Source organism: Rhodococcus sp. UNC23MFCrub1.1 (assembly GCF_000686025.1).
GTDB lineage: Bacteria > Actinomycetota > Actinomycetes > Mycobacteriales > Mycobacteriaceae > Rhodococcoides.
This window is the reverse complement of record NZ_JMLQ01000004.1, coordinates 474,101-499,062: the sequence shown is the minus strand read 5'-3', so window position 1 is coordinate 499,062 and position 24,962 is coordinate 474,101. Positions and strand designations below refer to the sequence as shown.

At 69.7% G+C, this 24,962-nt stretch carries 22 protein-coding genes; 2 read left to right on the top strand and 20 right to left on the bottom strand.

All coding sequences use genetic code 11. The features are described from left to right. Positions 1 to 15: 15 nt before the first annotated feature. Positions 16 to 957: a hypothetical protein gene (locus tag BR07_RS0113295; protein WP_027505864.1), complete on the top strand. Its 942-nt coding sequence runs from the start codon at positions 16 to 18 to the stop codon at positions 955 to 957. After that, the gene (locus BR07_RS24515; RefSeq protein WP_037185720.1) at positions 948 to 1,703 is read left to right on the top strand and encodes a sensor domain-containing protein; all 756 of its coding nucleotides are present in this window, start codon (positions 948 to 950) and stop codon (positions 1,701 to 1,703) included. The genes BR07_RS0113295 and BR07_RS24515 overlap by 10 nt, the downstream gene beginning before the upstream one ends. Positions 1,704 to 1,765: 62 nt before the next feature. On the opposite strand, the gene BR07_RS0113285 is transcribed toward BR07_RS24515, so the two are convergent. The 20 genes from BR07_RS0113285 to BR07_RS0113190 all read right to left on the bottom strand — a co-directional run bounded on the left by BR07_RS0113285 (position 1,766) and on the right by BR07_RS0113190 (position 24,961). Beyond that, positions 1,766 to 2,278 carry a hypothetical protein gene (locus BR07_RS0113285; RefSeq protein WP_027505863.1) on the bottom strand — a complete coding sequence of 171 codons (513 nt, stop codon included), beginning with the start codon at positions 2,276 to 2,278 and terminating at the stop codon, positions 1,766 to 1,768. Positions 2,279 to 2,589: 311 nt separating this feature from the next. Continuing rightward, positions 2,590 to 3,237 (bottom strand): cutinase family protein, encoded by a 648-nt coding sequence (locus tag BR07_RS0113280; RefSeq protein ID WP_027505862.1) that lies wholly within the window; start codon positions 3,235 to 3,237, stop codon positions 2,590 to 2,592. A 232-nt stretch (positions 3,238 to 3,469) separates the two neighbouring features. Then, the gene (locus BR07_RS0113275; protein ID WP_027505861.1) at positions 3,470 to 4,108 is read right to left on the bottom strand and encodes a hypothetical protein; all 639 of its coding nucleotides are present in this window, start codon (positions 4,106 to 4,108) and stop codon (positions 3,470 to 3,472) included. Positions 4,109 to 4,246: 138 nt separating this feature from the next. Next, positions 4,247 to 5,539: a DNA polymerase IV gene (locus BR07_RS0113270; protein WP_081821271.1), complete on the bottom strand. Its 1,293-nt coding sequence runs from the start codon at positions 5,537 to 5,539 to the stop codon at positions 4,247 to 4,249. 55 nt (positions 5,540 to 5,594) lie between these two features. Beyond that, complete coding sequence (ileS, locus tag BR07_RS0113265; protein ID WP_027505859.1) at positions 5,595 to 8,729, bottom strand: isoleucine--tRNA ligase; 3,135 nt, start codon at positions 8,727 to 8,729, stop codon at positions 5,595 to 5,597. Positions 8,730 to 8,974: 245 nt separating this feature from the next. Beyond that, a complete protein-coding gene (locus BR07_RS27385) occupies positions 8,975 to 9,133 on the bottom strand; it encodes a hypothetical protein (RefSeq protein WP_027505858.1) in 159 nt (52 codons plus the stop codon). Between the two features lie 66 nt (positions 9,134 to 9,199). Then, on the bottom strand, positions 9,200 to 10,060 hold the full coding sequence (gene wag31, locus BR07_RS0113255) for a DivIVA-like cell division protein Wag31 (RefSeq protein WP_027505857.1): 861 nt from the start codon (positions 10,058 to 10,060) through the stop codon (positions 9,200 to 9,202). 216 nt (positions 10,061 to 10,276) lie between these two features. Next, positions 10,277 to 10,555 carry a YggT family protein gene (locus BR07_RS0113250; RefSeq protein WP_027505856.1) on the bottom strand — a complete coding sequence of 93 codons (279 nt, stop codon included), beginning with the start codon at positions 10,553 to 10,555 and terminating at the stop codon, positions 10,277 to 10,279. A 139-nt stretch (positions 10,556 to 10,694) separates the two neighbouring features. Then, entirely contained in the window at positions 10,695 to 11,402 is a 708-nt protein-coding gene (locus BR07_RS0113245) for a cell division protein SepF (protein WP_027505855.1), read from the bottom strand. A gap of 81 nt (positions 11,403 to 11,483) precedes the next feature. Continuing rightward, entirely contained in the window at positions 11,484 to 12,209 is a 726-nt protein-coding gene (locus BR07_RS0113240) for a YggS family pyridoxal phosphate-dependent enzyme (RefSeq protein ID WP_027505854.1), read from the bottom strand. Next, complete coding sequence (gene pgeF / locus BR07_RS0113235) at positions 12,206 to 12,931, bottom strand: peptidoglycan editing factor PgeF (protein ID WP_027505853.1); 726 nt, start codon at positions 12,929 to 12,931, stop codon at positions 12,206 to 12,208. Before pgeF ends, BR07_RS0113240 begins: the two co-directional genes overlap by 4 nt. 2 nt (positions 12,932 to 12,933) lie before the next feature. Continuing rightward, complete coding sequence (gene ftsZ, locus BR07_RS0113230; RefSeq protein WP_027505852.1) at positions 12,934 to 14,115, bottom strand: cell division protein FtsZ; 1,182 nt, start codon at positions 14,113 to 14,115, stop codon at positions 12,934 to 12,936. A gap of 174 nt (positions 14,116 to 14,289) precedes the next feature. Further along, positions 14,290 to 15,081, bottom strand: a complete 792-nt coding sequence (locus BR07_RS0113225; protein WP_081821270.1) for a cell division protein FtsQ/DivIB — start codon at positions 15,079 to 15,081, stop codon at positions 14,290 to 14,292. 14 nt (positions 15,082 to 15,095) lie between these two features. Beyond that, a complete protein-coding gene (gene murC / locus BR07_RS0113220; protein WP_027505850.1) occupies positions 15,096 to 16,571 on the bottom strand; it encodes a UDP-N-acetylmuramate--L-alanine ligase in 1,476 nt (491 codons plus the stop codon). Further along, positions 16,568 to 17,689, bottom strand: coding sequence for an undecaprenyldiphospho-muramoylpentapeptide beta-N-acetylglucosaminyltransferase (gene murG, locus BR07_RS27380; RefSeq protein ID WP_027505849.1), 1,122 nt, complete (start codon positions 17,687 to 17,689; stop codon positions 16,568 to 16,570). Before murG ends, murC begins: the two co-directional genes overlap by 4 nt. After that, complete coding sequence (gene ftsW, locus BR07_RS27375; protein WP_081821269.1) at positions 17,686 to 19,245, bottom strand: putative lipid II flippase FtsW; 1,560 nt, start codon at positions 19,243 to 19,245, stop codon at positions 17,686 to 17,688. Before ftsW ends, murG begins: the two co-directional genes overlap by 4 nt. Continuing rightward, entirely contained in the window at positions 19,242 to 20,732 is a 1,491-nt protein-coding gene (gene murD / locus BR07_RS0113205) for a UDP-N-acetylmuramoyl-L-alanine--D-glutamate ligase (protein ID WP_027505848.1), read from the bottom strand. The genes ftsW and murD overlap by 4 nt, the downstream gene beginning before the upstream one ends. Positions 20,733 to 20,739: 7 nt before the next feature. Further along, complete coding sequence (gene mraY, locus BR07_RS0113200) at positions 20,740 to 21,819, bottom strand: phospho-N-acetylmuramoyl-pentapeptide-transferase (RefSeq protein ID WP_027505847.1); 1,080 nt, start codon at positions 21,817 to 21,819, stop codon at positions 20,740 to 20,742. After that, the gene (locus BR07_RS0113195; RefSeq protein WP_027505846.1) at positions 21,816 to 23,267 is read right to left on the bottom strand and encodes a UDP-N-acetylmuramoyl-tripeptide--D-alanyl-D-alanine ligase; all 1,452 of its coding nucleotides are present in this window, start codon (positions 23,265 to 23,267) and stop codon (positions 21,816 to 21,818) included. Before BR07_RS0113195 ends, mraY begins: the two co-directional genes overlap by 4 nt. Then, positions 23,264 to 24,961 carry a UDP-N-acetylmuramoyl-L-alanyl-D-glutamate--2,6-diaminopimelate ligase gene (locus BR07_RS0113190; protein WP_081821289.1) on the bottom strand — a complete coding sequence of 566 codons (1,698 nt, stop codon included), beginning with the start codon at positions 24,959 to 24,961 and terminating at the stop codon, positions 23,264 to 23,266. The genes BR07_RS0113195 and BR07_RS0113190 overlap by 4 nt, the downstream gene beginning before the upstream one ends. Position 24,962: the final 1 nt, after the last annotated feature.

The window sequence follows — 24,962 nt, the reverse complement described above, 5'->3', positions numbered from 1 at the left end:
GCTAACCTCGGGCGCGTGACACTGCTCTCGACACGACCCCGCCGACGCTCCACCACCCTCGTCGCCGCGGCAGCGGTCACCGTCGTCCTCTCGCTCGGGGCGTGCGGGACCGACACCGACGTACCCGCGACCGAGGAGCTGACCCCCAGCACGTCCGCGGTCACTCTCCCGGTCTCCGCCGTCACCACCACGCTGGTCGATGCCGGAGCCGAGCCGCGGACCGTCGTCACCGCGACCCCGTCGGAAGCAGAGCAGACCGCGACCCTCGTGGCCGAGTCGACCATCAGCCAGCAGATCGACGCTGCCGAGTCGCAGGACTTCTCGACCCCGCCGCTGACGCTGCCGATGACGGCGACCTCACGCTCGGCGGCCGGGTCCGACGGACTCCAGGTCGACATGACACTCGGTGCGGCCACCACGTCGGACGCCACCCTGCAGGCGAGCCTCGGGCCCACCGCGGGATCGTCCGCAGGCTTCGCGACCACGCCGTCGGGTGCCGTCACCGCACTCACCATCGATCCGTCGCCGGACGCCCGGGACATCGCTCGATCAGCCGTCGAGCAGGCGCTGTCCCAGGCGGTGTACCGCGCCGTCCCGTTCCCGGCAGAGCCCATCGGCGTCGGCGCGAGATGGACCGTCACCCAGGAGGTCGTCAGCGGGATCTCGCTGCTGCAGACGACGACGGCGACACTCACCTCGTTCGACGACGGCGTCGCGACGGTCGACGTCGCCGTGACCCAGTCGCCGGAGGAACCGATCTGGCAGCTGCCCGACGAGCAGGGCACCCTGAACATCGAGTCGTTCGTGATGACCGGCCAGGGGCAGTTGCGGATCGATCCGTCCAAGCCGCTTCCCCTGGGCGGCACGGTCGCCGTCGGCGGCGACCAGGTCTACCGGGACGCCAACAGCCAGACGACGCTGAAGCAGACCACCAGCAACACGGTGACGTGGAGTTGAGACGACTGGGCGCGGTCACGGCAGCGCTCGCGGTGGTGCTCGTCGGATGCGGCACCGATCGGGACGTCGGCGACACACCGAGCGAGGCCACGCCCGAGGCGCCCACCGTCGGGCTCCCCGCCTTCACTCCGGTCCCTCCGCCGTCGGCCACCGGCACCGGCCCGATCACCGACAACGCTCTGCTCGCCGGTCGGCTCCTGAGCATCGCCGACCTCCCACCCGGCTACACCGGCTACGACCTGCCTCCGCTCGACCCCAGCGCTCCGGGCGCGACGGCCGAGGACCGGTCGAGCACCGACCCCGCCGAGTGCGCCGCGGTGCTGGCGCCCATCGCCACCCAGGTGCCCGGCGTCATCAGCGCCGCATCCGTCTCCTACGGCGGACCCGACTTCTCGTCGATCGACCAGGACGCCGCGAGCTACGACGGTCCCGGCGCCCTCACCGCATTCGCGGCCGTGCAGGACTCGCTCACACGATGCGCGACCTTCAGCGGCACGGACGCCGACGGTGTGCGGGTGGACTACCGCGTCGGCTCCTCGACCCTGCTCACCGACGTCGCCCCGATCGGCGACGCCTCCGTGGCGGTGCGACTCGCGGTGAGCAGCGACGGCGTGTCCCTGACGACGGACGCGATCCTCACCGTCTCCGGATCCACCCTGAGCCAACTGGTGGCCACCGGGACCGAGCCCGTCGACCCCGACCTGGTGCGGACGCTCGCGCGCACCGCCGCCGACCGGCTGCGCTGAGACACGACGACGCCGGCACCACCCGAAGGTGATGCCGGCGTCGTGTGGTCGGTACTGCGGTGTCAGGCGGTGCAGGCAGGCGAGGTCAGCTGCGCCAGCGACACGATCGCGCAAGCGTTGTCCTTCGACAGCTTCCACTCCCCGTCCTCGGCCACGTAGGCGACCTGGAGCGGGTTGACCTGGCCACCGAGATCGATGGTGGCGTTGGAGCTGAGCGTGCCGTCGCCCAGATCGGTCACGTCGAGGACCTGGATCTTCGCGTTGTTCACGCGAGCGGCCTCGGCGACCTTGTTGATGAGCTCCGGATCAGCTTCCGCGCCCTGCACGTACTGGACCTTCTGCTCGAGCGGCACGTTGGGATCGAGGCTCTCCTGCAGGCGCGTGTTCAGCTCCTCGGCGGTGGGAACCGGGGGGAGATCGGACGGTGCCTCGGCAACTGCGCTGGAGGTGGTGGCTGCCGACGTGGTGGCGTCGGTGGTGCCGCCGTCCTCGCCGCTGCTGCACGCCGTCATCGTCAGGGCGGCGGCGACTGCCATGCCTGCCACCAGTGCGCGTCCGGTACGGGGAAGCTTCACGTGTACGTCCTTACATCTCGTGAGTTGACTCGGTATCGAGCGTCGGGCCAGACCTTACCGACCAGTTCTGAGGAAACGGTAAAGCTCGTCGCGCTCTCGAGAGGGGTCACAGGGTGGGCGGCGTCGGCCGGCGCGGTGGCCGCCGCGCGCACCGCACGGGGTAGCGCGCACTCTGCATCCTGCGCAGAACACCACGCGCTGCGCACGGGGCGAACCCCTGGCCGGGTGGAGGATGCCGGGTTCGACGCCGAACCTGCATGCACCGCGCACATTCAGTCCACCGAGCTCCGATCAGTCGAACAATGAGCGATTCAGCTGATTCGGGAGGCTGCGAATGTCGCACCCTGACCCGCGCTGCCATTGCTCGCGTAGGTGAGATGCGCAAAGGAATTGAATCCGCCGATCTGGCACACCGGGTCTCCGAAGTTGCAGAAACTGCGGGCGCGCGGGCCGTAGGTTCCGCTCGCCGACTCGATGGTCCTCCCGGTCAGACCGAACGGGTTGCCGAACACGACGACGGCCTCGACCCTGTCGGCGACACCGGCGGGCAGCACGGAACCGGTGAGACTGCTCGGGGTGCGCAGACCCACGGCATTGGTGACCACAGTGGCACCCTGTGAGTACCCACCGATGATGAATTGCGTTGCAGGACATGCTGCTGCGACGGAGGTGATGTGCGCGACCAGGTCACGCGAGCCGGGCCCGGCGCTGGCCTGCGAGAAGTCGGCAGCGTAGTTCACGGCGTAGGTGCTGACGGACCGTCCGGCGAGCGTGGAGGTGACACTGCTGGTGAAAGGTCCACCGGTGATGCCGAGTCCGGGCAGTTCACCGGTCCCGCGTGCAAACGAGACGTCGACGTCCGTACACGGCGCCGCGGTGGCCACAGCGCTGGGAACGACCAGGGCCGCAGCGGCGACAGACGCCGCTGCACACGCCCGAGCGAGAAGTCTGACATTCATGACGAGCCTTTCCCCGAAGGTCAGTGGACTCGGTCACAGTAACGGACGGAAATGTCGGGTGACAGTACTTGTTCGCACACATCACAATTGCACGAACGCATTTCCCGCATGTCACCGGTAACGCCGAAGACACGGAAGGAACGAGCGCCGGAAGACCGTCACGACGAGCAGTTCGGACGCCGAAACCTCCTCGTGTCGTCCCGGGCGTCGACAGATGCTGCCGACACACCGCTCAGACGTCGAGAACGGCTCGGGCCTGGAGTGCCACCGTGCGATCCGCCGCGAACGCCGCCGCCCGCAGCACGGCCGACGCCGCGGGCGCGTCGATCCGGTGACGACCGGCCAGGACACCGATGGCCTCGTCGATCAGGTCGCACTCACCGCCCGGATCCGCCGGTACGCCTGCCAGGCCGGAGGTGACCAGTTCGTCGCCCAGCACATCGGCGAGTCTGCCCACCGCCGCGACGGTCCTCTCGTCGGGTGTGCCGAGGGGACCGCGTCCGTGGCACTGCAGGGTGCCGACCCGGCTGGCTGTTCCGAGCGCGACGGTCCGGACCCATCGCACCCCAGACTCGATGAGACAGTCGACCAGCAGGGGCCATCGCGCGCAATCCGCCGCCGAGTCGACCGACACACTGTGCATCCGACCGTCCGCCATCGTCTCCGCGTGGGGTCCCTCGCCCAGGAGGTACTGCAGATCCGCCAGTTGCACGGCATCGTGGGCGGTCGGGTACAGCACGCGCCTGCTGTCCGGGGCGTGCGCGGAGGTGAGTACCGCGGTCGCTCCGTCCGCGTGCAGGAGATCTGCACAGACGGCGACCCACTCGGCTCCGCGCAGACCCGCTAGCGGGTGCCGCTGATCGCTCACCATGGGAGCGAGGCTCGCAGCGTGAACTCGGTGCCGGGCACGGGCACTCCTCGTCGTACGGGTGCGGCGACAGACGCCGCAGTCACGCGTATTCGGCGGTGCGCGCCCCGCGGATGGGTCACAGGACTCGATCGGTGAGCCTCAGGCCAGACTGTCCATCGGATCCGCCACCGCGAGGTGCTCGTCGTCTCCGGAGAAGGTCCGCGCCACCCCGGGGCCCGTGCTCCGCGTCTCGAACCGCACGGTCACCACGTCGTGCCCTGCGCCCTGCACCCACCCGTGGCCGTACTCGTCGTGTCGGACGTCGAGCCCCGGCCGCCAGAGCAGGACGTCGCTCGTGACGACCGGCGCGGGCTCGGCCGCGGTGACCGAGGAGTCGACGTCGAGGCCCTCCTGGTCGAGTTCGGGGAACAGCGACTCCTGCCGGACCGTCGACAGCCCGGCGAGGCCCACGCCCACAAGTCGGATACTGCCGAGCTCGCGCGGATCGAGAGCCTGCCGCTGCGCGGTGGCCACGATCGTCGCCAGATCGACCGTCGCGTACGGCAGTGTGGCCGAACGGGTCACGATGCTCATGTCGGACTTGCGGAGCTTGAGGACGACGGTGCGGGCCGCCCGCCCGTCCTTCGCCAATCGGGTGTGGGCGGCCTCCGCGCTGGCGACGATGGCGGATCGCAACCCGGCCATGTCGACGATGTCGGTGGCGAAGGTGGTCTCGGCACTGACCTGTTTGGACTCGGCGCGTTCCGCCACGGGTCGATCGTCGAGACCACGTGCGAGACGGTGCAGGCTGGGGCCGACGGCGGAACCGAGTACGGACGCGGCCTCCGCCTCCGGCATCGCGGCGAATGCACCGACCGTGTGCACTCCCAGTCGGCGGAGCTTGTCCTCGGCCACCGGCCCGATGCCCCACAACTTCCGCACCGGCAGAGTCTCGAGGAGAGCGGCCTGGTCCGCCGGAGAGACCACCCGGATGCCGTCCGGCTTCGCGAGACCCGAGCCGATCTTCGCGATCTGCTTGCCCGCTCCTGCTCCGATGGAGGCGACGAGCCCGGACGCGTCCAGGACTGACGCACGCAGCGCGGCGCAGAACTCCTCCACCTCGGCGACGGTCGCTCCCGCCAACTCCGCGGGCTCACCGAACGCCTCGTCGAGCGAGAGCTGTTCGATCACCGGCACGACGCGCCGCACGGTGTCGAAGACGACGGTGGAGAGAGCCGAGTAGACCTTGCCGCGGGGCGGCACCACCACCGCACCGGATCCGACGAGTCGTCGAGCCTGGTGCATCGGCATCGCCGACCGGGCACCGAACACGCGTGCCTCGTAGCTGCATCCCGCCACGACGCCTCGACCACCGCCACCGCCGACGAGCACGGGTCGGCCCCGCAGCGTCGGCCGGGTGAGCTGCTCGACCGACGCGAAGAACGCGTCCATGTCGAGATGCAACACCCAGCGTCTGCTGCGCTCGGCCGACCCGCCGCTCACACCGTCAGGCCTTCACCAGCGATGCCCGCACTCCGTCGCCGAGATCGACTGCTGCCGAACCCGGATCGCCGACCTGCAGATCGGTGGCCAGGATCTCGCCGGCGATGAGATCGCGGTGCGTGTCGAACCAGGACCGGCGCTCGGCGGGAACGTCGACCGTCACCGCGATGCGGTCGGACACGTCCAGACCCGCGGAGCGTCGGGCGTCCTGGAACTCGCGGATGCGATCCTTGGCCCACCCCTCGGCCTCGAGCTCCTCGGTGACCTCCGAGTCGAGCACGACCAGCCCGGCATTGCCCGGGAGCGCCGCCGTCGACTCCGGTTCCGCCGCGACCAGGCGCCGGGTGAACTCCTCGGGCAGCAGCTCGAGACCTGCTGCCGTGACGACGCCGTCGGTCTCGCTCCACTCCCCTGCCTTGACCGCCTTGATGACCGCCTGCACCTGCTTGCCCAGACGCGGACCGGCCACGCGGGCGTTGACGACGAGCTCGAAACGGCCGTGCACGTCGACGTTCTCGGTGAGATCGACACGCTTGACGTTCACCTCGTCGGCGATGAGGTCCGCGAACGGGCGCAGCCGCTCGGCGTCGTCGGCGGCGACGGTGAGCTCCTGCAGCGGCAGGCGGACGCGCAGGTTCTTCGCCTTGCGCAGCGACAGTGCCGCGCCGCAGACGGTGCGGACCTCGTCCATCGCCGCGACCAGCTCGGGATCGGCCGGCAACTCGGTACCGACCACCGGCCAGTCCGCGAGATGCACGGAGCGCCCACCGGTGAGTCCCCGCCAGACGACCTCGCTGACGAGCGGGAGCATCGGGGCCGCGACGCGGGTGAGCACCTCGAGCACCGTGTGCAGAGTGTCGATCGCGTCGGCGTCCTCGTTCCAGAAGCGCTGACGCGAACGCCGCACGTACCAGTTGGTCAGCGCGTCGCAGAACTGACGCAACTCGTCGCACGCCCCCGCGATGTCGACCGCCTCCAACGCCTCGGTGATGACGCGCGTGGTCTCGGCCAACTTGGCCAGGATGTAGCGATCGAGCACGTTGGTGGAATCGGTCCGCCACGTCCCCGGCTTCGACGCGTACAGCTGCAGGAAACTCCACGCGTTCCACATCGGCAGCAGTGCCTGCCGCACACCCTCGCGGATGCCCTGCTCGGTGACGATCAGGTTGCCGCCCCGCAGGATCGGGGACGACATGAGGAACCACCGCATGGCATCGGAGCCGTCGCGGTCGAACACCTCGTTGACGTCCGGGTAGTTGCCCTTGGACTTGCTCATCTTGAGCCCGTCCTCGCCCAGCACGATGCCGTGTGCCGCGACCGTCCGGAAGGCGGGCCGGTCGAACAGCGCCGTCGCCAGGACGTGGAGGGTGTAGAACCACCCACGCGTCTGACCGTTGTACTCGACGATGAAGTCGCCCGGGTTGTGCGTGGAGAACCACTCGGCGTTCTCGAACGGGTAGTGCACCTGGGCGAACGGCATCGAGCCCGACTCGAACCAGCAGTCCAGTACCTCGGGGACTCGACGCATGACGGACCGGCCCGTGGGGTCGTCCGGGTTGGGACGGGTCAGCTCGTCGATGAACGGCCGGTGCAGGTCGTTCGGACGGACGCCGAAGTCCGCCTCGATCTGGTCGAGACTGCCGTACACGTCGGTGCGCGGGTACGCGGGGTCGTCCGACACCCACACCGGGATGGGGCTGCCCCAGTACCGGTTTCGGCTGATGTTCCAGTCACGCGCACCTTCGAGCCACTTGCCGAACTGGCCGTCGCGGATGTGCTCGGGCACCCACGTGATGTCCTGGTTCAGCTCGACCATCCGGTCGCGGAAACTGGTGACGGAGACGAACCACGACGGCACCGCCATGTAGATCAGCGGCTGACCCGAACGCCAGCTGTGCGGGTACGAGTGCTCGATCGTCTCGTGCCGCACCAGCTTTCCCGACGCCTTGAGGTCCTTGATGATCACCGGGTTGGCATCGAAGATCATCAGCCCCTCGTACGGCGGCACCATCGCGGTGAACTTGCCGCCCGCATCGAGCGGCTGCACCACCTCGATGCCGTTGGCCGTGGCGACGTCCATGTCCTCTTCACCGAAAGCCGGTGCGAGGTGGACGATTCCGGTACCGGAGTCGGTGGTCACGTAGTCGGCCGACAGCACACGGTGACTGTTCTCGTGACCGAGGAAGAAATCGAACGGCGGCGCGTAGGCGAGACCGATCAGATCGGCACCGGTGTGTTCGGACACCACCACGGGCTCGTCGCCGAACTCACGGGCGTAGTGCGACACCCGATCTCGGGCGAGCACGACACGGCCGCCCGCGCCGTCCTCGATCTGCACGTAGTCGATGTCGGGGCGTACGGCCATCGCCAGGTTGGACGGCACGGTCCACGGGGTGGTGGTCCAGATCAGTGCGTCCGCACCGTCGAGCGGGGAGCCGGGCGCGCTCAACGTCATCCGCACCGTGACCGCTGGGTCCTGACGCATCTTGTAGGCGTCGTCGAGCCTGGTCTCCTGGTTCGACAGCGGCGTCTGCTCGTACCAGCTGTAGGGCAGCACGCGGAAGCCCTGGTACACCAGGCCCTTGTCGTGCAGTTCCTTGAACGCCCACATGACCGACTCCATGAAGTCCAGGTCGAGCGTCTTGTAGTCGTTGTCGAAGTCCACCCACCGCGCCTGGCGCGTGACATAGTCGCGCCACTCGCCGGTGTACCGCAGAACGGACTGCTTGCAGTACGCGTTGAACTCCGCCAGACCCATCGTGTCGATCTGGCTCTTGTCGGTGATGCCGAGCTGCTTCTCCGCCTCGAGCTCGGCGGGGAGACCGTGACAGTCCCAGCCGAACCGTCGCTCCACCTTGCGCCCGCGCATGGTCTGGAAACGCGGGATCAGGTCCTTCACGTAGCCGGTGAGGAGATGGCCGTAGTGCGGGAGGCCGTTGGCGAAGGGCGGCCCGTCGTAGAAGACGAACTCATCCGCGTCGGCACGCGCGTCGACGCTGGCTCGGAACGTGCCGTCCGCGTCCCAGTGCGCGAGGACCTGCTGCTCGAGAGCCGGGAAATCGGGACTGCCGGACTCCGAGGCGTAGCGGACGCGGGGGTACCCCGCGTCGGGCGTCGTGGTGTCGTCGGTGGTGGTCATGGCTGCGGTGCTCCTGTGCCCGTTCGATGCGGCACGGGGACGACGACCGGCACTCTGCGCCGGAAGCCGCGGTACCACCCCGCTTGGCCGCCGAGGCGACCCACTCTCCGATCGAGCTGTGACGGGCTCGACCCGTCCGGTTCTACTGAGCACCGACCCGTGCGGGCCGAGACCGTTCTTCCGGACAGCTCCCCGGTGATGGCCGGATCATCGCTGGACCTACCTGTACTTCGACGTGAGGCAGTCTACCGCCGCCGTCCCGCGAGGGCACCGGCGAGCAGCAGGACCGCACCCACGAGACACACCGCGATGCAGGCCCAGGCCCACACCACGGATCCCGTGACGAGCGAGACGACGAGTAACGCGAACCCGACGCCCGCCAGAACCAGCGTCAGAACAAGCACGCACTCATCCGTTCACCCTCGATCCCCCCGCTGGTTCCCCCCCGGAACAGCCTCGACGAGGACGGATCAGTTGTTGCCCTTGGCGTACGACTGTCCGAAGTTCGACGACTGGCCGTTGTCCTTGCTGAACGGATCCTGACCACTGTCGACCGGCAGTGCGGACGAACGCTGGTCGAGTTCCTGCAGCTGGGACTCGAGGTAGGACTTGAGGCGGACCCGGTACTCGCGCTCGAACGTCTTGAGGCGCTCGATGCGCTCCTCGAGTACCGAACGCTGCTGGTTGATGGTCGCCATGATCTCGGTGTGCTTGCGCTCGGCATCGCTCTCGAGCGCGTCGGCCTTCTCCTTGGCCTGGCGCAGCTGTGTCTCCGAGCGCGTCTGTGCGTCGGACAGCAGTGCGTCGGCCTTCTGGCGAGCCTCGGAGACGAGGGACTCGGCGCGGCTCTGCGCCTCGCTGACCAGACGGTCCGAGTTGGCGCGAGCGCTCCCGAGCAGCTGCTCGGACTCGGTCTTCGCGTCACCGGTGAGGCGATCGGCCATCTCCTGGGCGAGACCCAGGATCTTCGCAGCCTGCATGTTCGAATCGCCGGCGGACGACGCCGCGGCGGGGGCAGGAGCCGGTGCCGGAGCGGCCTGGACGACCGGTGCCGGCTTGGCGGGCTCCGGACGCGGTGCCGGTGCGGGGGTGGGAGCAGGCGCGGGGGCAGGGGTGCTCTGACGCGACGCTGCCGAGCTCTTGGCCTCGGCGAGATCCTGATCGAGCTCTCCGACCCGCTGACGCAGGTCGGCATTCTCCTCGATCAGGCGCGACAGCTCCTGTTCGACGAGATCGAGAAATGCATCGACCTCGTCCTCGTTGTATCCGCGCTTACCGATGGGCGGCTTGCTGAACGCGACGTTGTGCACATCGGCGGGAGTCAGCGGCATGGAAGGGTCCCTTCACGCGTCTCGAGAGCGGTGGAGCATCGACAAGCGATGTACGCGAGCATTCGTTCGATCAACAGTGGCAGTGGCACCCGGCTGCCGTAGTGGGGGCAACCAGGACATTCAGTTATATCGCACAAAGAGCGATGGTCACTCATCGTGCACCTTCGAGCAACATTCTGTCACACGGGACATTGTCGCCGTCGACGGAACTCACCGTCAGCCGACGCCCTGCACCACGCGCATCAGGATGAAGACGATGAAGAGCAGCACCATGATGGACAGGTCGAGCCGGACACCGCCCAGATTCAGTGGCGGGATGATGCGCCGCAGCAGCTTGACCGGCGGATCGGTGACCGTGAAGATCGCTTCGAGTACGACCACGACCACACCCGTCGGACGCCAGTCACGTGCGAACGAACGGATGAACTCGACGATGATCCGGCCGATGAGCAACAGCCAGAAGACGAACAGGATGAAGTACAGGACCGCGAACACTCAGCTCACCGTCCTGCGAAACGCAGGAGAGACCGACACCGACACAACTTTCTGATCACGCACGACACCACAATGCCATCTCGCGACACGGGGAGGCCATCTCGCACTGCGAGACCGGCCCACCGCGCCGTGTGAGACGTCACTGCTGGTTGTAGAAGCCCGTCTCGGCGATCCGGCGACGCTCTTCGGCGGAGACGTCGACGTCGGCCGGTGAGAGCAGGAACACCTTCGTGGCGACCTTGTCGAACGAACCACGCAACGCGAACGCGAGGCCCGCGGCGAAGTCGACGAGGCGCTTGGCGTCGGCGTTGCTCATCTCGACCAGATCCATGATGACGGGCGTGCCGTCACGGAAGCGCTCGCCGATCGTGCGCGCCTCGCTGTAGTCACGCGGACGCAGCGTGGTGATGGTCGACATGGGGCCCCCGTCGTCGAGTGCGGCCTGGCGGCGGTCGGACACGCGCGGTTCGGCGTGACGGGGCTCGCTGCGACGCAGCTCCGAGTGCGGGTCCATGCGAGTGTCCATCGCGAGGGCGCCGCGGGTGGAGGTGCGCATCGCGCCGCCGGAGCGGGATCCGCCACCGGAGCGCGACGACAGCGGCGCCACCCGAGCGCTGTGCCGGGGCTCGGGACGCTCGTAGTCGTCGTCCTCGTCCCGGCGACCACCGACGAACGCCGGCTCGGCGTAGTCGCGATCGGCGTAATCATGGTCGTCCATCGATTTTCCGTATCCGCCACGCGACGACCGGGATGCGACGGGCGCATCCGTGTCGTCGAGGTAGTCGTCCTCGAAATCGTCGAGTGGGACCATGCCGAAGTAAGCCTTGAACTTGTGCAACGTGCTCATCGGTCGACCTTCCTGGCGTGGCGGTGTGGCTGGTACTCGTGTGACTGGAGTAAGTCCGTGGTGACGATGGTGTTCATGTCGTCAAGGCGAGGTTATCGGCCGTGGACCGAGGATTGCGGTTCCGACACGCACACACGTGGACCCGTGTCGGACAGCCTCTTCCAGGTCGCCCGTCATCCCGGCCGAGAGTCCGGTCGCGCCCGGATGTGAGGCGAGGACCTGCGTGTGAAGACGCTGCAGATCCTCGAACGACGCGTCGGCGTCCGCACCCAACGGGGGCACCGCCATGAGCCCGGCGAGTCGCAGACCCGAGGTCTCGGACACCTGCGCGGTGAGTGCCTCCAGGTCTTCGCGGTCCACGCCTCCGCGATGCGTGTCACCGTCCAGACTCACCTGCACGTAGACGTCCAGATCCGCAGTCCTGTCACCGTTGTCCACCGCGCCCGCGACCGCCTTGCCGAGTGCGGTGACCAGACGGTCGGTGTCCACCGAGTGGATCGCATGTGCCCAGGCGGCAACAGCTTTCGCCTTGTTGCGCTGCAGGCGGCCGATCATGTGCCAGCGCACACCGTCGGTGCCGATCTCGGCGACCTTGGGAGACGCGTCCTGCTCGCGCGACTCGCCGAACTCGGTGCACCCGAGCTCGCGCAGCAGTGCGACGTCGGAGGCCGGGAAGAACTTGGTGACGGGAAGCAGGGTCACGGAATCGGGTGCGCGATCCGCGGCCGCACAGGCGCGCGACAGTCGATCGCGGACCTCGGCGAGATGGTCCGCGAGATACGTCCGCCGATCGTCCGGCGCGGTCACGAGGTCGTGTCCATCCACACGACACCGGCGTGCCGCCCCGTGGGCGACCCCCGGCGGTGGCTGAACAGCGAACGGTCCGTGATGGTCTCGCGCGGATCGGCGGCCACTCCGGCGACGCCGGCCTCGAGCAACTGGCGACGCAGGCCCGCCCGGATGTCGAGACCGGGTGTGCCCTTGCGAGTACGCGTCGCGCTGCCCGGCAGGTGGGTCTCGACGTCGATCTGCATGGTGCGCGGCACCTCGTAGTCGTCTCCCCCGGCCGCCGGGCCGAGGAACGCCTCGATCCGGGAGACGGCGGCGCCCGCGGCCACCATGGCGTCGAGAACGCGCGGGACGATGCCGATCCGAGCACCGACGCGGCCGGCGTGAACGGCGGCGACGACGCCCGCGGCATCGTCGGACAACAGGAGCGGCACGCAGTCGGCGGCCAGGACGACGAGCGCGAGGTCGCGCTGGGTGGTGACGAGGGCGTCGGTGGCCTCGACCGGTCCGGAGACCGGTCCGTCCACCGTCGCGACGGATCGACCGTGAATCTGGTCCATCCACACGAGACGCTCGGGAGACAGACCGATCTTCTCGGCGAGACGACGCCGATTGGCCTCCACGTGCGCCGGGTCGTCACCGACGTGATCACCGAGATTGAAGGAATCGTAGGGCGGTTCGGACACGCCTCCGGCGCGTGACGTCGTCACGCGCCGGACACGGTAGCCGCGGTCGGAGATGCTCACCGACGCATGAAGGAGGGCACGTCCACGTCGTCGTCGCCCTCGTCCTCCACCCGGACGGGATGTCCGGTGGCACGCGCGGCGCGCTCGCCGATGGGGGGAAGAGACGAGGACGGCGCGTCGCGGAAGACGGCGGGACCGTCGTCCTCGGTACGCGTCTCGCCCGCGCGGGCCGTTCCCACGGTGGCGCCGCGAGACTGACTCTGCGGTGCCTCGATGGGGCGACGGGCCGGACCGCTGCCGTCGAAACCGGCGGCGATGACGGTGACGCGCACCTCGTCGCCCAGCGAATCGTCGATCACGGTGCCGAAGATGATGTTGGCGTCGATGTGCGCGGCCTCCTGCACCAGCGATGCCGCTTCGTTGATCTCGAACAGACCGAGATCGGATCCGCCGGCGATGGAGAGGAGGACTCCGCGTGCACCCTCCATGGACGCCTCGAGCAACGGCGAGTTGATGGCCGACTCGGCCGCCTTGATGGCGCGCCCCTCGCCGCGCGAGGACCCGATGCCCATGAGGGCGCTGCCCGCACCGGACATGACGCCCTTGACGTCGGCGAAGTCCACGTTGATGAGGCCGGGAGTGGTGATGAGGTCGGTGATGCCCTGGACACCGTTGAGCAGCACCTCGTCGGCGGAGCGGAACGCGTCCATGAGGCTGACGGCCGCGTCGCCGAGCTGCAGCAGCCGGTCGTTCGGGATGACGATGAGGGTGTCGCACGACTCGCGCAGACCCTGGATGCCGACGTCGGCCTGACCGCCGCGCCGCTTGCCCTCGAAGGAGAACGGGCGTGTCACCACACCGACGGTGAGGGCGCCGAGCTTGCGCGCGATGCTCGCGACGACGGGGGCTCCACCGGTGCCGGTGCCGCCACCCTCGCCCGCGGTGACGAACACCATGTCGGCGCCCTTGAGCACCTCTTCGATCTCGTCCTTGTGATCCTCGGCGGCCTTGCGGCCCACCTCGGGATCGGCACCCGCGCCGAGGCCTCGGGTGAGTTCGCGACCGACGTCGAGCTTGACGTCGGCGTCCGACATGAGCAGCGCCTGCGCGTCCGTGTTGACCGCGATGAACTCGACTCCCTTGAGTCCCTGCTCGATCATGCGGTTGACCGCGTTGACGCCGCCGCCGCCGATGCCGACGACCTTGATTACGGCGAGGTAGTTGTGCGGGGGCGTCATGGGCTCTCGCCTTCCGTGGTTGGTGTGCATGATGCAGTCGAGGCAAACCCTCAACCTGAACCATAGGTTCATAGTTATGTCAAGTGATCGACTGGGTGAAACGCTAGAGACACCGCTCGGCGGGTTCCATTAGGCGCGCCGACACGCGCAGGAAAAATATGTGGGACGTCACCGTCACCGAATGGTCGGCAGATCCGGACTCGACACGTCGTAGGTCTGACCCGGCTGCGTGAGCAGTGGCAGAGCGATGGACGCCTTGTACTCCGTGTCCTCACTGCTCCCCCACACCACGACCCGGCCGTCGTACAACGTCAACGACACCGCCGAGATGGTCGGCGCGTCGATCTGTGCCACCTGCGATCGCAGCGGACCGGGCAGCGCGGTGAGCACCGACAGGGCCGCACGGGTCTCGAGGTTGCCGAAGGACGGGCTGGCCACCACCATGCGCACCACCCCGGGCGGGGGCGGTTCCACCGCGAAGTCGACGGCCTCGGCGTCCATCAGATGGGTACCGTCCGCCGCGTCGAAGAAGACGACGGGAACGCGCTCCTCGACCGTGACCCGCACCGTTGACGGGTACACGCGCTGGACCCGGACCGACGCGACCTTCGGGATGGCGGCGACCCGCGCCGCGGCAGCATCCGTGTCCACTCTCGGCAGGGGTGTCCCCTCCGCGACCTGCAGCGTCTGCACGACCTGCTCGCGCGAGACCGCGGCGTTGCCGTTCACCTGCACGGAGGAGACCGCCCACAGCGGACCGAAGTACGACACCGCCACGAAGGCGACCGAGGCGACGAGCGCGAGAAGGATCAACAGCTTGCTGCGGCGACCGACACGCGGTTCGCGCGCCGGCGCCCGCGTCGACGTGCGCGACCGCGTCGACCGCTCCGCACCGACACGACGCGGTGTGGCCGCGGGTCGGGTGCGGCCGGTACCGCGCGCGTTCACGGTCTGTCGTCCTGCCATGTCACGTCCCGAACTCAGCGCCGCGCCGGGGTGGAGCGGAGAGCGTCGAGGATCTGGCTTCCCAGCATGGTCACGTCGCCCGCGCCCATCGTCACCACGATGTCGCCGGCGACACACAGGTGCGCCACCTGACGCGGCACCGCGGACAGATCGGGCTGGTAGTGCACCGGCTTGGTCACCGACCGGGCCACCGTCGCTCCGCTGACACCGGGAACCGGCTCCTCGCGCGCGCCGTAGACGTCGAGCACGACCACCTCGTCGGCCAGATCCAGGGCGGCCGCGAACTGGTCCGCGAAGGTCACCGTGCGCGAGTACAGGTGGGGCTGGAACACGACGATCACGCGACCGGGGGTCGCGGTGTCCGCGGTGCGCACCAGGTCCGCCGCGGCACCGAGCACCGCGCGGACCTCGGTGGGATGGTGGGCGTAGTCGTCGAACACGCGCACGCCGCGCTCACGGCCCTGCAACTGGAACCGTCGGTGCACACCGGCGAACCCGGCCAGCCCCTCGATGATCTCGTCGACTCCGGCCCCGGTCTCGCGCGCGGCGACGATGGCGGCCAGCGCGTTCAGCGCCATGTGCCGGCCGGGCACACCCAGGCGCACGGTGCGGGCACGGTCCTCGCCGGCCAGCCGGAACTGCACCACGCCGCCGGTGTCCTCGGGCTCCCACCCGAGCAGCGTCGCGGACACCTCGGCGCCGTCGACCTGCGCGTCCTCGGAGCCGTACGTCAGAACCCGCACACCGTCGATCGCCTTCGCGGCGACCCGACGCGCCAGCTCCCGCGACCCGGGGTCGTCCGTGCACACCACCAGCGCACCGCCGGCGGACAGACGAGCGGCGAAATCGTCGAACACCTGGACGTAGGCGTCCTCGCTGCCGAAGTAGTCGAGGTGATCCGCCTCCACGTTGGTGACGACGATGACGTCGGGGTCGTACTGCAGCAGCGACCCGTCGCTCTCGTCCGCCTCCGCGACGAAGACCTCGCCGGTGCCGTGATGAGAGTTGGTACCCGCTTCGTTCAGCTCGCCGCCCACGGCGAAGGACGGATCCGCACCGCAGTGCTGCAGCGCGACGACGAGCATCGACGTGGTGGAGGTCTTGCCGTGCGTCCCCGACACCAGGACGGTGCGGAAACCCTTCATCAGCGAGGCGAGCACGGCCGGACGCAGGAGGACGGGCACACCACGCTCGGCGGCCGCGACCAGCTCCGGGTTCGTCTTCGGGATGGCCGCGTGCGTGGTGACCAACGCCGTCGGGCCGCCTTCGAGCATGTCGAGCGCCGACGCGTCGTGCCCGATCCGTATCTGGGCACCGCGGGCGCGCAGCGCCTTCACGCCGCGACTCTCCTTGGCGTCGGAGCCCGACACCTGGCCACCGCGCGAGAGCAGGATCCGGGCTATCCCCGACATGCCCGCTCCCCCGATGCCGACCATGTGCACGCGCTGCAGTTCGGGCGGCAGGGTCGCGTCAACGGTGTGTCGCGTCATGCCCGACCACCTCGTCCGGCGACCTCGAGAACGATGCGCGCGACCTCCGCGGCGGCGCCTCGATGACCCGCGCCCGCGGCGGCCGCACTCATGGCCGACACGCGATCGGGATCGGTCAGCAGCGACACCACGTCGGTGGCCACGAACTCCGGCGTGAGGTCGGCGTCGGCGATCACGACACCACCGCCGGCCGCGACGATCGGGCCCGCGTTGAGTTCTTGTTCCCCGTTGCCATGGGGCAAGGGTACGTAGAAGGCGGGCAGACCGACGGCCGAGACCTCCGCGACGGTCATCGCGCCCGACCGGCACACGACGGCATCGGCGGCGGCGTAGGCGAGGTCCATGCGGGTCAGGTACGGCACCGCCACGTACGGGGCGTCCGGATCGGCCGTGGCAACGTCGAGGGTGTTCTTCGGGCCGTGCGCGTGGAGCACCGACACGCCGGCGGCCGCGAGCGCGGCCGACGCGCCGGACACCGCGAGGTTGAGCGATCGGGCGCCCTGCGACCCACCGAACACGAGCAGCACGGGACCGTGCTGCGGCAGTCCGAAGTGCGCACGCGCCTCGGCGCGCAGTCCGGCCCGGTCGAGCTCGGTGATGGTCGGCCGGACGGGGATGCCCACGATCTCGGCCTCCGACGACCCGCGGCCGTGGATCCCGGAGCCGGCGACGGCGGCGAGGACTCTCGTCGCCAGGCGGGCGCCCACCTTGTTCGCGATACCGGCCCGCGCGTTCGCCTCGTGCACGATCACGGGCACCGTGCCGCGAGCGGCGAGGTAGGCCGGCAGCGCGACGTACCCGCCGAAGCCGATCACCACGTCGGCGTCGACGTCGCGCAGGACCGCACGCGTGGCGCGGACCGATCGCACGACGTTCGCCGGCAACGCGAACAGCGACCGGGTCAGCTTGCGCGGCAACGGCACCGGCGGAACGAGTGCCAACTCGTAACCGCGGGCGGGTACCAGCGTCGTCTCGAGCCCGCGTTCGGTTCCGAGTGCCGTCACCCGTATCGACGGGTCCAGCTCCCGCAGGGCGTCGGCCACTGCGAGAGCTGGTTCGATGTGTCCCGCCGTGCCGCCGCCGGCGACGACGACGGACACGCCGGAAGAGCCTGTCACCGGTGATGTCTCCGTTCTCGTGATCGTGCGTCGCGGGCAGCGGCGCTGCGTGCCATGTCCGCGGCGCCCCGTCGGGGATCCCGCGCGGACGGGCGTCCGGACGCGTGTCGCTCGGGAGCGGGGCGTGCCGCGCGGGACTCGGACTCGCGTCGTCGCGCCTGTGGCGGCAACGCCTGGCGCGCAGCGGGTCCCGCCACCCCCTGTCGGCCCGGACCACGCGGCCCGCCTCGCGCCTGCGACGCCTTGACCGGCGAGTAGGGCTCGGGCACCGGCAGTCTGAGCAGTCTGCCGAACTTCCCGTCGTGACCCGACGCGAGTGCGGCCACCGCCTCGGGTTCGTGTCGCGAGATGTTGGCGAGCAGCCCGAGCACCAGAAGTGTGATGGCGGTGGACGTTCCGCCCGCGGACACCAGGGGCAACTGCAGTCCCGTCACGGGCAGGAGCCCGATGACGTAGCCGATGTTGATGGCGGCCTGCGCGAGGATCCAGACGGTGAACGTCGCCACCAGGATCTTCATGAACGGATCGGGCACCCGCGCCGCGATGCGCAGGCCCGTGAAGACCAGCAGCCCGAACAGTCCGATGACCGCGATGCACCCGACCAGGCCGAGTTCCTCGCCGATGATCGCGAAGATGAAGTCGTTGTGCGCGTTGGGAAGATAGCTCCACTTGGCTCGGCTCTGACCCAGGCCGAGACCGAACAACCCACCGTCGGCCAGGGAGTACAGCGCCTGCCGCGACTGGTACCCGGTGCCCTGCGGGTCGCTGCCGGGGTTCAGCCACTGCTGGATACGCGCGGAGCGGTACCCGGCCGTCAGGGCGAGCACCACCGCCGCCAGGAAGAGGCCGCCGACGACCGATCCGAACACCTTGACCGGCAGACCCGCGAACCACAGCAGAGCCATGAGGATGATGCCCAGGGCCACGGTGGTACCTAGGTCGGGCTGCATCACGATGAGGAAGAAGATCACCATCGCGGCGGGCACCAGGGGAATCAGCAGACCCTTGAGGTCGGCACGCTCCGCCCGGCGCGACGCCAGCAGGTGCGCGCCCCACACGGCGAAGGTCACCTTCGAGATCTCCGACGGCTGGAGGCCGACTCCGCCGATGGTGAACCATCCGCGGGTGCCCTGCGCGACCGTTCCGATGCCGGGGATCAGCACGAGCACCAGCAGGATCACCGACACCACGAACATCGGGAACGACATCTCGCGCAGGATCCGGATGGGGAGGCGCAGCGCCACGACGAAGAGCACCAGGCCGACCACGGTGAAGATGGCCTGCCGGGTGAACATCGTGTACGCGGAACCGTCCTCGGCGTAGGCCTCGACGGACGACGCGGACAGCACCATGACGAGTCCGAGGATGGTGAGCAGCGCCGCCACGGTGACGATGAGGTGGAAGGACGCGAGGGGCCGGTCGACCCACGTCTCGAATTTTGCGCGGACGGGTCGTCGACGCGGAGCCGTACGGCCGGGGCGGGCGGAGGTGACCGGCTCGGTCACGGGTCCGCCGGCGCGCGACGGGGGTGTCGTGGCGCCGCGGGCCGGGCTCATGCCGGCGTGCCGTGGTCGGCGGTGGGAGCGAGATCGTGCGGGCCGAGGTTCGCGGCGGCGGCGGCGAAGCTGTCACCGCGGTGCCCGTAGTCCCGGAACTGATCGAACGAGGCGGTCGAGGGTGCCAGGAGCACGGTGGTTCCCGGCTCGGCGCGGCGCGCGGCTGCCCGCACCGCCTGTGCCATCACTTCGTCACCGTCAGTCACATCAGTCGCATCGGCCACTCCAGCATCGTCTCCCGACGGCACCCGATCCACGGGCACATCCGGCGCGTGTCGCCCGAGTGCTGCCGCGATCACGTCGCCGTCCTGGCCGAACACCACGGCACCGACGAGCCGCGGGGCGACCTCGGTGACGAGATCGTCGACCTCCGCGCCCTTGAGCAGACCGCCCGCGAGCCACACGACGCGCTCGTGCGCGAGGATCGACGACCTCGCGGCGTGCGGATTGGTGGCCTTCGAGTCGTCGACGAACAGCACCCCACCGAGCTCACGCACCACGGCGGCGCGGTGCGGTCCGACGCGGAACGACCGCAGACCGGCCGCGATGTGCTCGGCCGAGACCCCGGCCGCGCGCGCGAGCGACGCCGCGGCGAGCGCGTCCTGCAGTCCCGCGGGCCCTGCGGGTTCGATGGCGTCCGTCTCCACCAGCGACTCGGCGTCACCGAACGCGCGGTCCACGATCGTGCCGTCCACGACACCGACATCGCCGGCAGCAGGGTCGTGCGCAGTGAACCCGACCGTGAACGGAGCCGCGGCGCGCGCTCGCAGCGTGGACGCGATCGCGTCGTCCAGCCCCACCACGGCGACGTCGCCGTGCAGCGCCTGGAGCTTCGCCTGGACGTAGGCCTCCATGCCGCCGTGCCAGTCGAGATGGTCCTCGGCGATGTTGAGCACCACCCCGGCCGCGGGTCGCACCGACGGCGCCCAGAACAATTGGAAGGAGGACAGTTCCACGGCGAGCACGTCCGCCCGGGGGTCGCGTCGCAGCGCGTCCACGACCGGTACGCCGATGTTGCCGCACGCCGCGGACGCCACTCCCGCCGCGTCGAGGACGGCCGCGAGCATCGACGTCGTCGTGGTCTTGCCGTTGGTCCCGGTGACCACCAACCAGGTGCGCGGCGGCCCGTAGACCTCGGCCTGATCGATACGCCAGGAGAACTCGATGTCGCCCCACACCGGCACGCCGACCGTGAGCGCGGTGGTGAGCAACGGCGAATCGGGGCGAAATCCCGGGCTGGTGACGACGAGGGCGCTCTCGGCCACCGCGTCGCGGTCGGTGGCGATCGCGTCCATCGACACCGTGTCCACGCCGAGATCGGCGCAGGCCTCGAGTGAGGACGTGTCCGAGTCGGCCACCGTCACCGAGGCTCCCACCTCGAGCAGCGCGGGAATCACGGCGCGACCGGACACCCGACCACCGGCGACGAGAACCCGGCGACCCCGGAGGTCGAGCGGTGACGTGAGGGGTTCGCGGGGATCGTGCAACACCACGTCAGTCGCCGATCGCCGAGAGGTACTCGCTGTAGAACAGAGCCAGTCCGACTGCCGACGAGATGGCGGCCAACAACCAGAAACGGATGATCACCGTCGTCTCGGCCCATCCTCCGAGCTCGAAGTGGTGATGGAACGGGGCCATCCGGAACACTCGTCGGCGGCTCGACCGGAAGACCGCCACCTGGATCACGACGGACGCGGCCTCGGCCACGAAGAGCGCACCGATGACGACCATCAGCAGCTCGGTCCGGGTGACGATGGACAGGCCGGCGAGCAGGCCACCGAGCGCGAGCGAGCCCGTGTCGCCCATGAAGATCTTGGCGGGCGCCGCGTTCCACCACAGGAAGCCGATGCACGCACCCGCCGCAGCGGCACAGATCAGGGCCAGGTCGAGCGGATCACGGACGTCGTAGCAGCCGGGTCCCGGACTCGTGGTGCACGCCTGCCGGTACTGCCAGAACGTGATGACGGTGTACGCACCCAGCACGAGGGTCATCGATCCGGCCGCGAGTCCGTCGAGGCCGTCGGTCAGGTTGACCGCATTGGACCAGGCACTGACGAGGAGGTAGCAGAACAGGATGAAGACGATGCCGCCCATGGAGACGGTCGCGATGTCGCGCACGTAGCTCAGCTGGACGCTGCCCGGCGTCAGTCCGCCGGCACCGTTGAACTGCAGTGCGAGGACACCGAAGATCACCGCGGCGAACAGCTGACCCACCAGCTTGGCCGTCTTGTTCAGTCCGAGGTTGCGCTGCTTGCGGATCTTGATGAAGTCGTCGAGGAAGCCCACCACGCCCAGCACCGTCGTCAGACCCAGCACCAGGAGCGCCGACACCGACGGCCCGTCCGCGTCGTAGCCGATGCCGATGAGGTGCGAGCCCCAGTAGCCGGCCCACAGACCGGCGAGGATCGCGACGCCGCCCATGGTGGGCGTGCCGCGCTTGGACTGGTGGCTCGCAGGACCCTCGACCCGGATCTCCTGGCCGAACCCCTGCTTCGAGAACGCCTTGATCAACACGGGCGTCAGCAGGATCGCCACCGCCAGCGCGATACCGCCCGCGAACAGAATCTGTCTCACCGAGTCTCCCCCTGCTCGCTCAGCAATGCCTCCGCGACGGTCCACAGCCCCACCGACTGGGACGCCTTCACCAACACCAGGTCACCCGGCTCAACCTCGTCGCGCAGCAGCGCGATCGCGGCGTCGGCATCGGGAACCAGGTGGGCCTCCTCGCCCCAGGACCCTTCCATGACGGCACCCTGGTACAGGCCGTGCGACGGGCGACCCGTTCCCACGACGATGATCTTGCTGACGGCCAGACGCACCGCGAGGCGCCCGATCCGATCGTGCTCGATCACCGACTCGTCGCCGAGTTCGGCCATCTCACCCAGCACGGCCCAGGACCGCCGACCCCTGTCGCGGCCACTGCGCGCCATCGTGACGAGCGCCTTCAGCGCGGCGCGTACCGAATCCGGGTTGGCGTTGTAGGAGTCGTTGACGACGGTGACGCCGTCGGCGCGCGTGCGCACGTCCATGCGCCGGGCCGAGGCGGCCTCCGCGCCCGACAGCGCGGCCGCGACGGTCTCGACGTCCATGCCGCAGTCCAGGCCGACGGCCGCCGCCGCCAATGCGTTGCCCACCTGGTGCTCGCCGTGGACCAGCAGCGACACCGGAGCGCTCCCCGACGGCGTGACCATGGTGAACGACGCGCGCGCGGTCTCGTCGAGGCGGACGTCCAGCGCGTGGACGTCGGCACTGGTGTCCGACCCGTAGGTGACGACGCGAGCGGTGGTCTTCGACGCCATCGCTGCCACCAGCGGATCGTCGGCGTTGAGGATCGCCAGACCACCGGCCTCCGCAGCCGGAAGCGCTTGTACCAGTTCGGACTTGGCCTCGGCGATGTTCTCGCGCGAGCCGAACTCGCCGAGGTGCGCGGTGCCGACGTTGAGTTCCACACCGATCCGCGGCGGTGCGATCGCGGCCAGCGCGGCGATGTGGCCGCGTCCCCGCGCCGACAGCTCGAGGACGAGGAACCGTGTCGAGGCGTCCGCGCGCAGCACGGTCCAGGGATGCCCGAGCTCGTTGTTGAAGGAGCCGGGCGGTGCGACCACGGTGCCCGCACGCTCGAGCACCGCGCGGATCAGATCCTTGGTCGATGTCTTCCCCGAGCTTCCGGTGACACCGACGACGGTGAGATCGCCGGCGGCCAGTTCGGCGACGGACGCCGCGGCCAGCTTCCCGAGTGCGTCCAGAACAGCCGCGCCGGGTCCGTCCTCGTGTTCGACGACGATGGCGGGAACGCCCACCGGCCGCGCTGCGAGCACCGCGACGGCACCGGCGGCGACGGCACCGGCGGCATGATCGTGGCCGTCCACGCGCTCACCGGGCAGAGCGAGGAACAGTCCGCCCTCGGTGATCTTCCGGGAGTCGAACTCGACGCCGGCGGTGATCTCCACGGAGGGATCGGGGACGTCGTGCAGTGTGCCCTCCACGATGTCCGCGACGGCGGACAGGGACAGTCGGATCACATCGAGCCTTTCTGTCGGTCGAGGGCGTCGGCGAGCACACGGCGGTCGTCGAAGGGGTACTTGATGCCGCCGACGTCCTGCCCCACCTCGTGGCCCTTGCCGGCGATCAGGACGACGTCGCCGTCCTTCGCCCACTGCACCACGGCGTGGATCGCCTCGTCGCGCGGAGAGATCTCGCGCACCTCGGCGCTACCGCCGACGGCGTCGGCGCCTCGCCGAACGGCCGCGCGGATGGCGGCCGGGTCCTCGGATCTGGGGTTGTCGTCGGTGATGACGACCAGGTCTGCGGCGCGCGCCGCGGCCTCGCCCATCAGCGGCCGCTTCTCGGCGTCGCGGTCTCCGCCGGCGCCGACGACGACGGCGATGCGGCCGTCGGTCTGAGCGCGCAGAGTGGCCAGCACCGCCTCGAGTGCGGCGGGTTTGTGGGCGTAGTCGACGACGGCCAGGAAGTCCTGACCACGCTCGACGCGCTGCATGCGGCCGGGCACGTCGACCTCGGCCATCGCGGCGAGGGCGACCGCCGGATCCACCCCGACCTCCGCGCACACGGCGGCGGCGACCACGGCGTTGGCGACGTTGTAGCGCCCCGGCATCCGGAGTGACGCCGACACGACGGTGTCCCGTGCGGCGACCTCGAACTGCTGGGTGCCGTCCGGCCCGGACGACCAGGACGTCACCGACCAGGAGGCCGTCCCCTCGGTCGTGGTCGCCACGGTGAGCGGGGCGGCTCGGCCCCCGGCCGCCGCGATCTCCGCCATGCGCCGGCCCCACCGGTCGTCGACGCAGACGACGGCGCGATCCGCGCGGACCGGCGAGTCCTCGGCGAACAACCGGGCCTTGGCCGCGAAGTAGTCCTCGAAGGTGAGATGGAAGTCGAGGTGGTCCTGCGAGAGGTTTGTGAACGCGCCCACCGCGAAGGTGGTGCCGTCGACCCGGCCGAGGGACAGCGCGTGGGAGGACACCTCCATGACGACCGTGTCCACCCCCTGCTCGTACATCGCCGCGAACATCGCGTGCAGATTCGGAGCTTCGGGCGTGGTCAGCGCGGACGGCACCGGTTCGGTGCCGATACGGGTCTCGATGGTGCCGATGAGCCCGGGAGTGCGTCCGGCAGCGCGCAGCGCCGCCTCCACCAGATAGGACGTGGTGGTCTTCCCCGAGGTGCCGGTGATGCCGATGACCGTCATCTTGTCGGACGGCCGATCGTGCACCGCCGCGGACAGCGTGCCGAGGATCGAGCGGGGCTGCGGATGCACCAGGACGGCAGTGCCGTCGGGCACGCCGGAACCGATCATGAGGGCCACACCCTCGTCGTCGGTGACCACGGCGACCGCTCCGCGTTCGAGCGCCTCGCCCGCGAAGGCGGCGCCGTGCGACCGAGCGCCCGGCAGGGCCGCGAAGAGATCGCCCGCCAGGATGCTCTGCGCGCGCAGTTCGATGCCCGTGACGCCGACGTCGTCCGTCGCGTCGACCAGCGCACCGTCGACGAGCACTCCGTGGCGCAGACCGATCTCTCCGGCCAGCTCGGTCGCCGACGTGACCGTGGGCCGCTGCGGGCGGAGAGTCGAGCTGGGCACTTCGAGACGCTCCTCTGGTGTGGTGACGGGCGGACGGTGGGTGTTCGGGCCGGTGCGGTGACTGCCTCGGCGCCGAACATGCGAGTGCCGCCGACCGGTGGTCGGCGGCCGACGCATC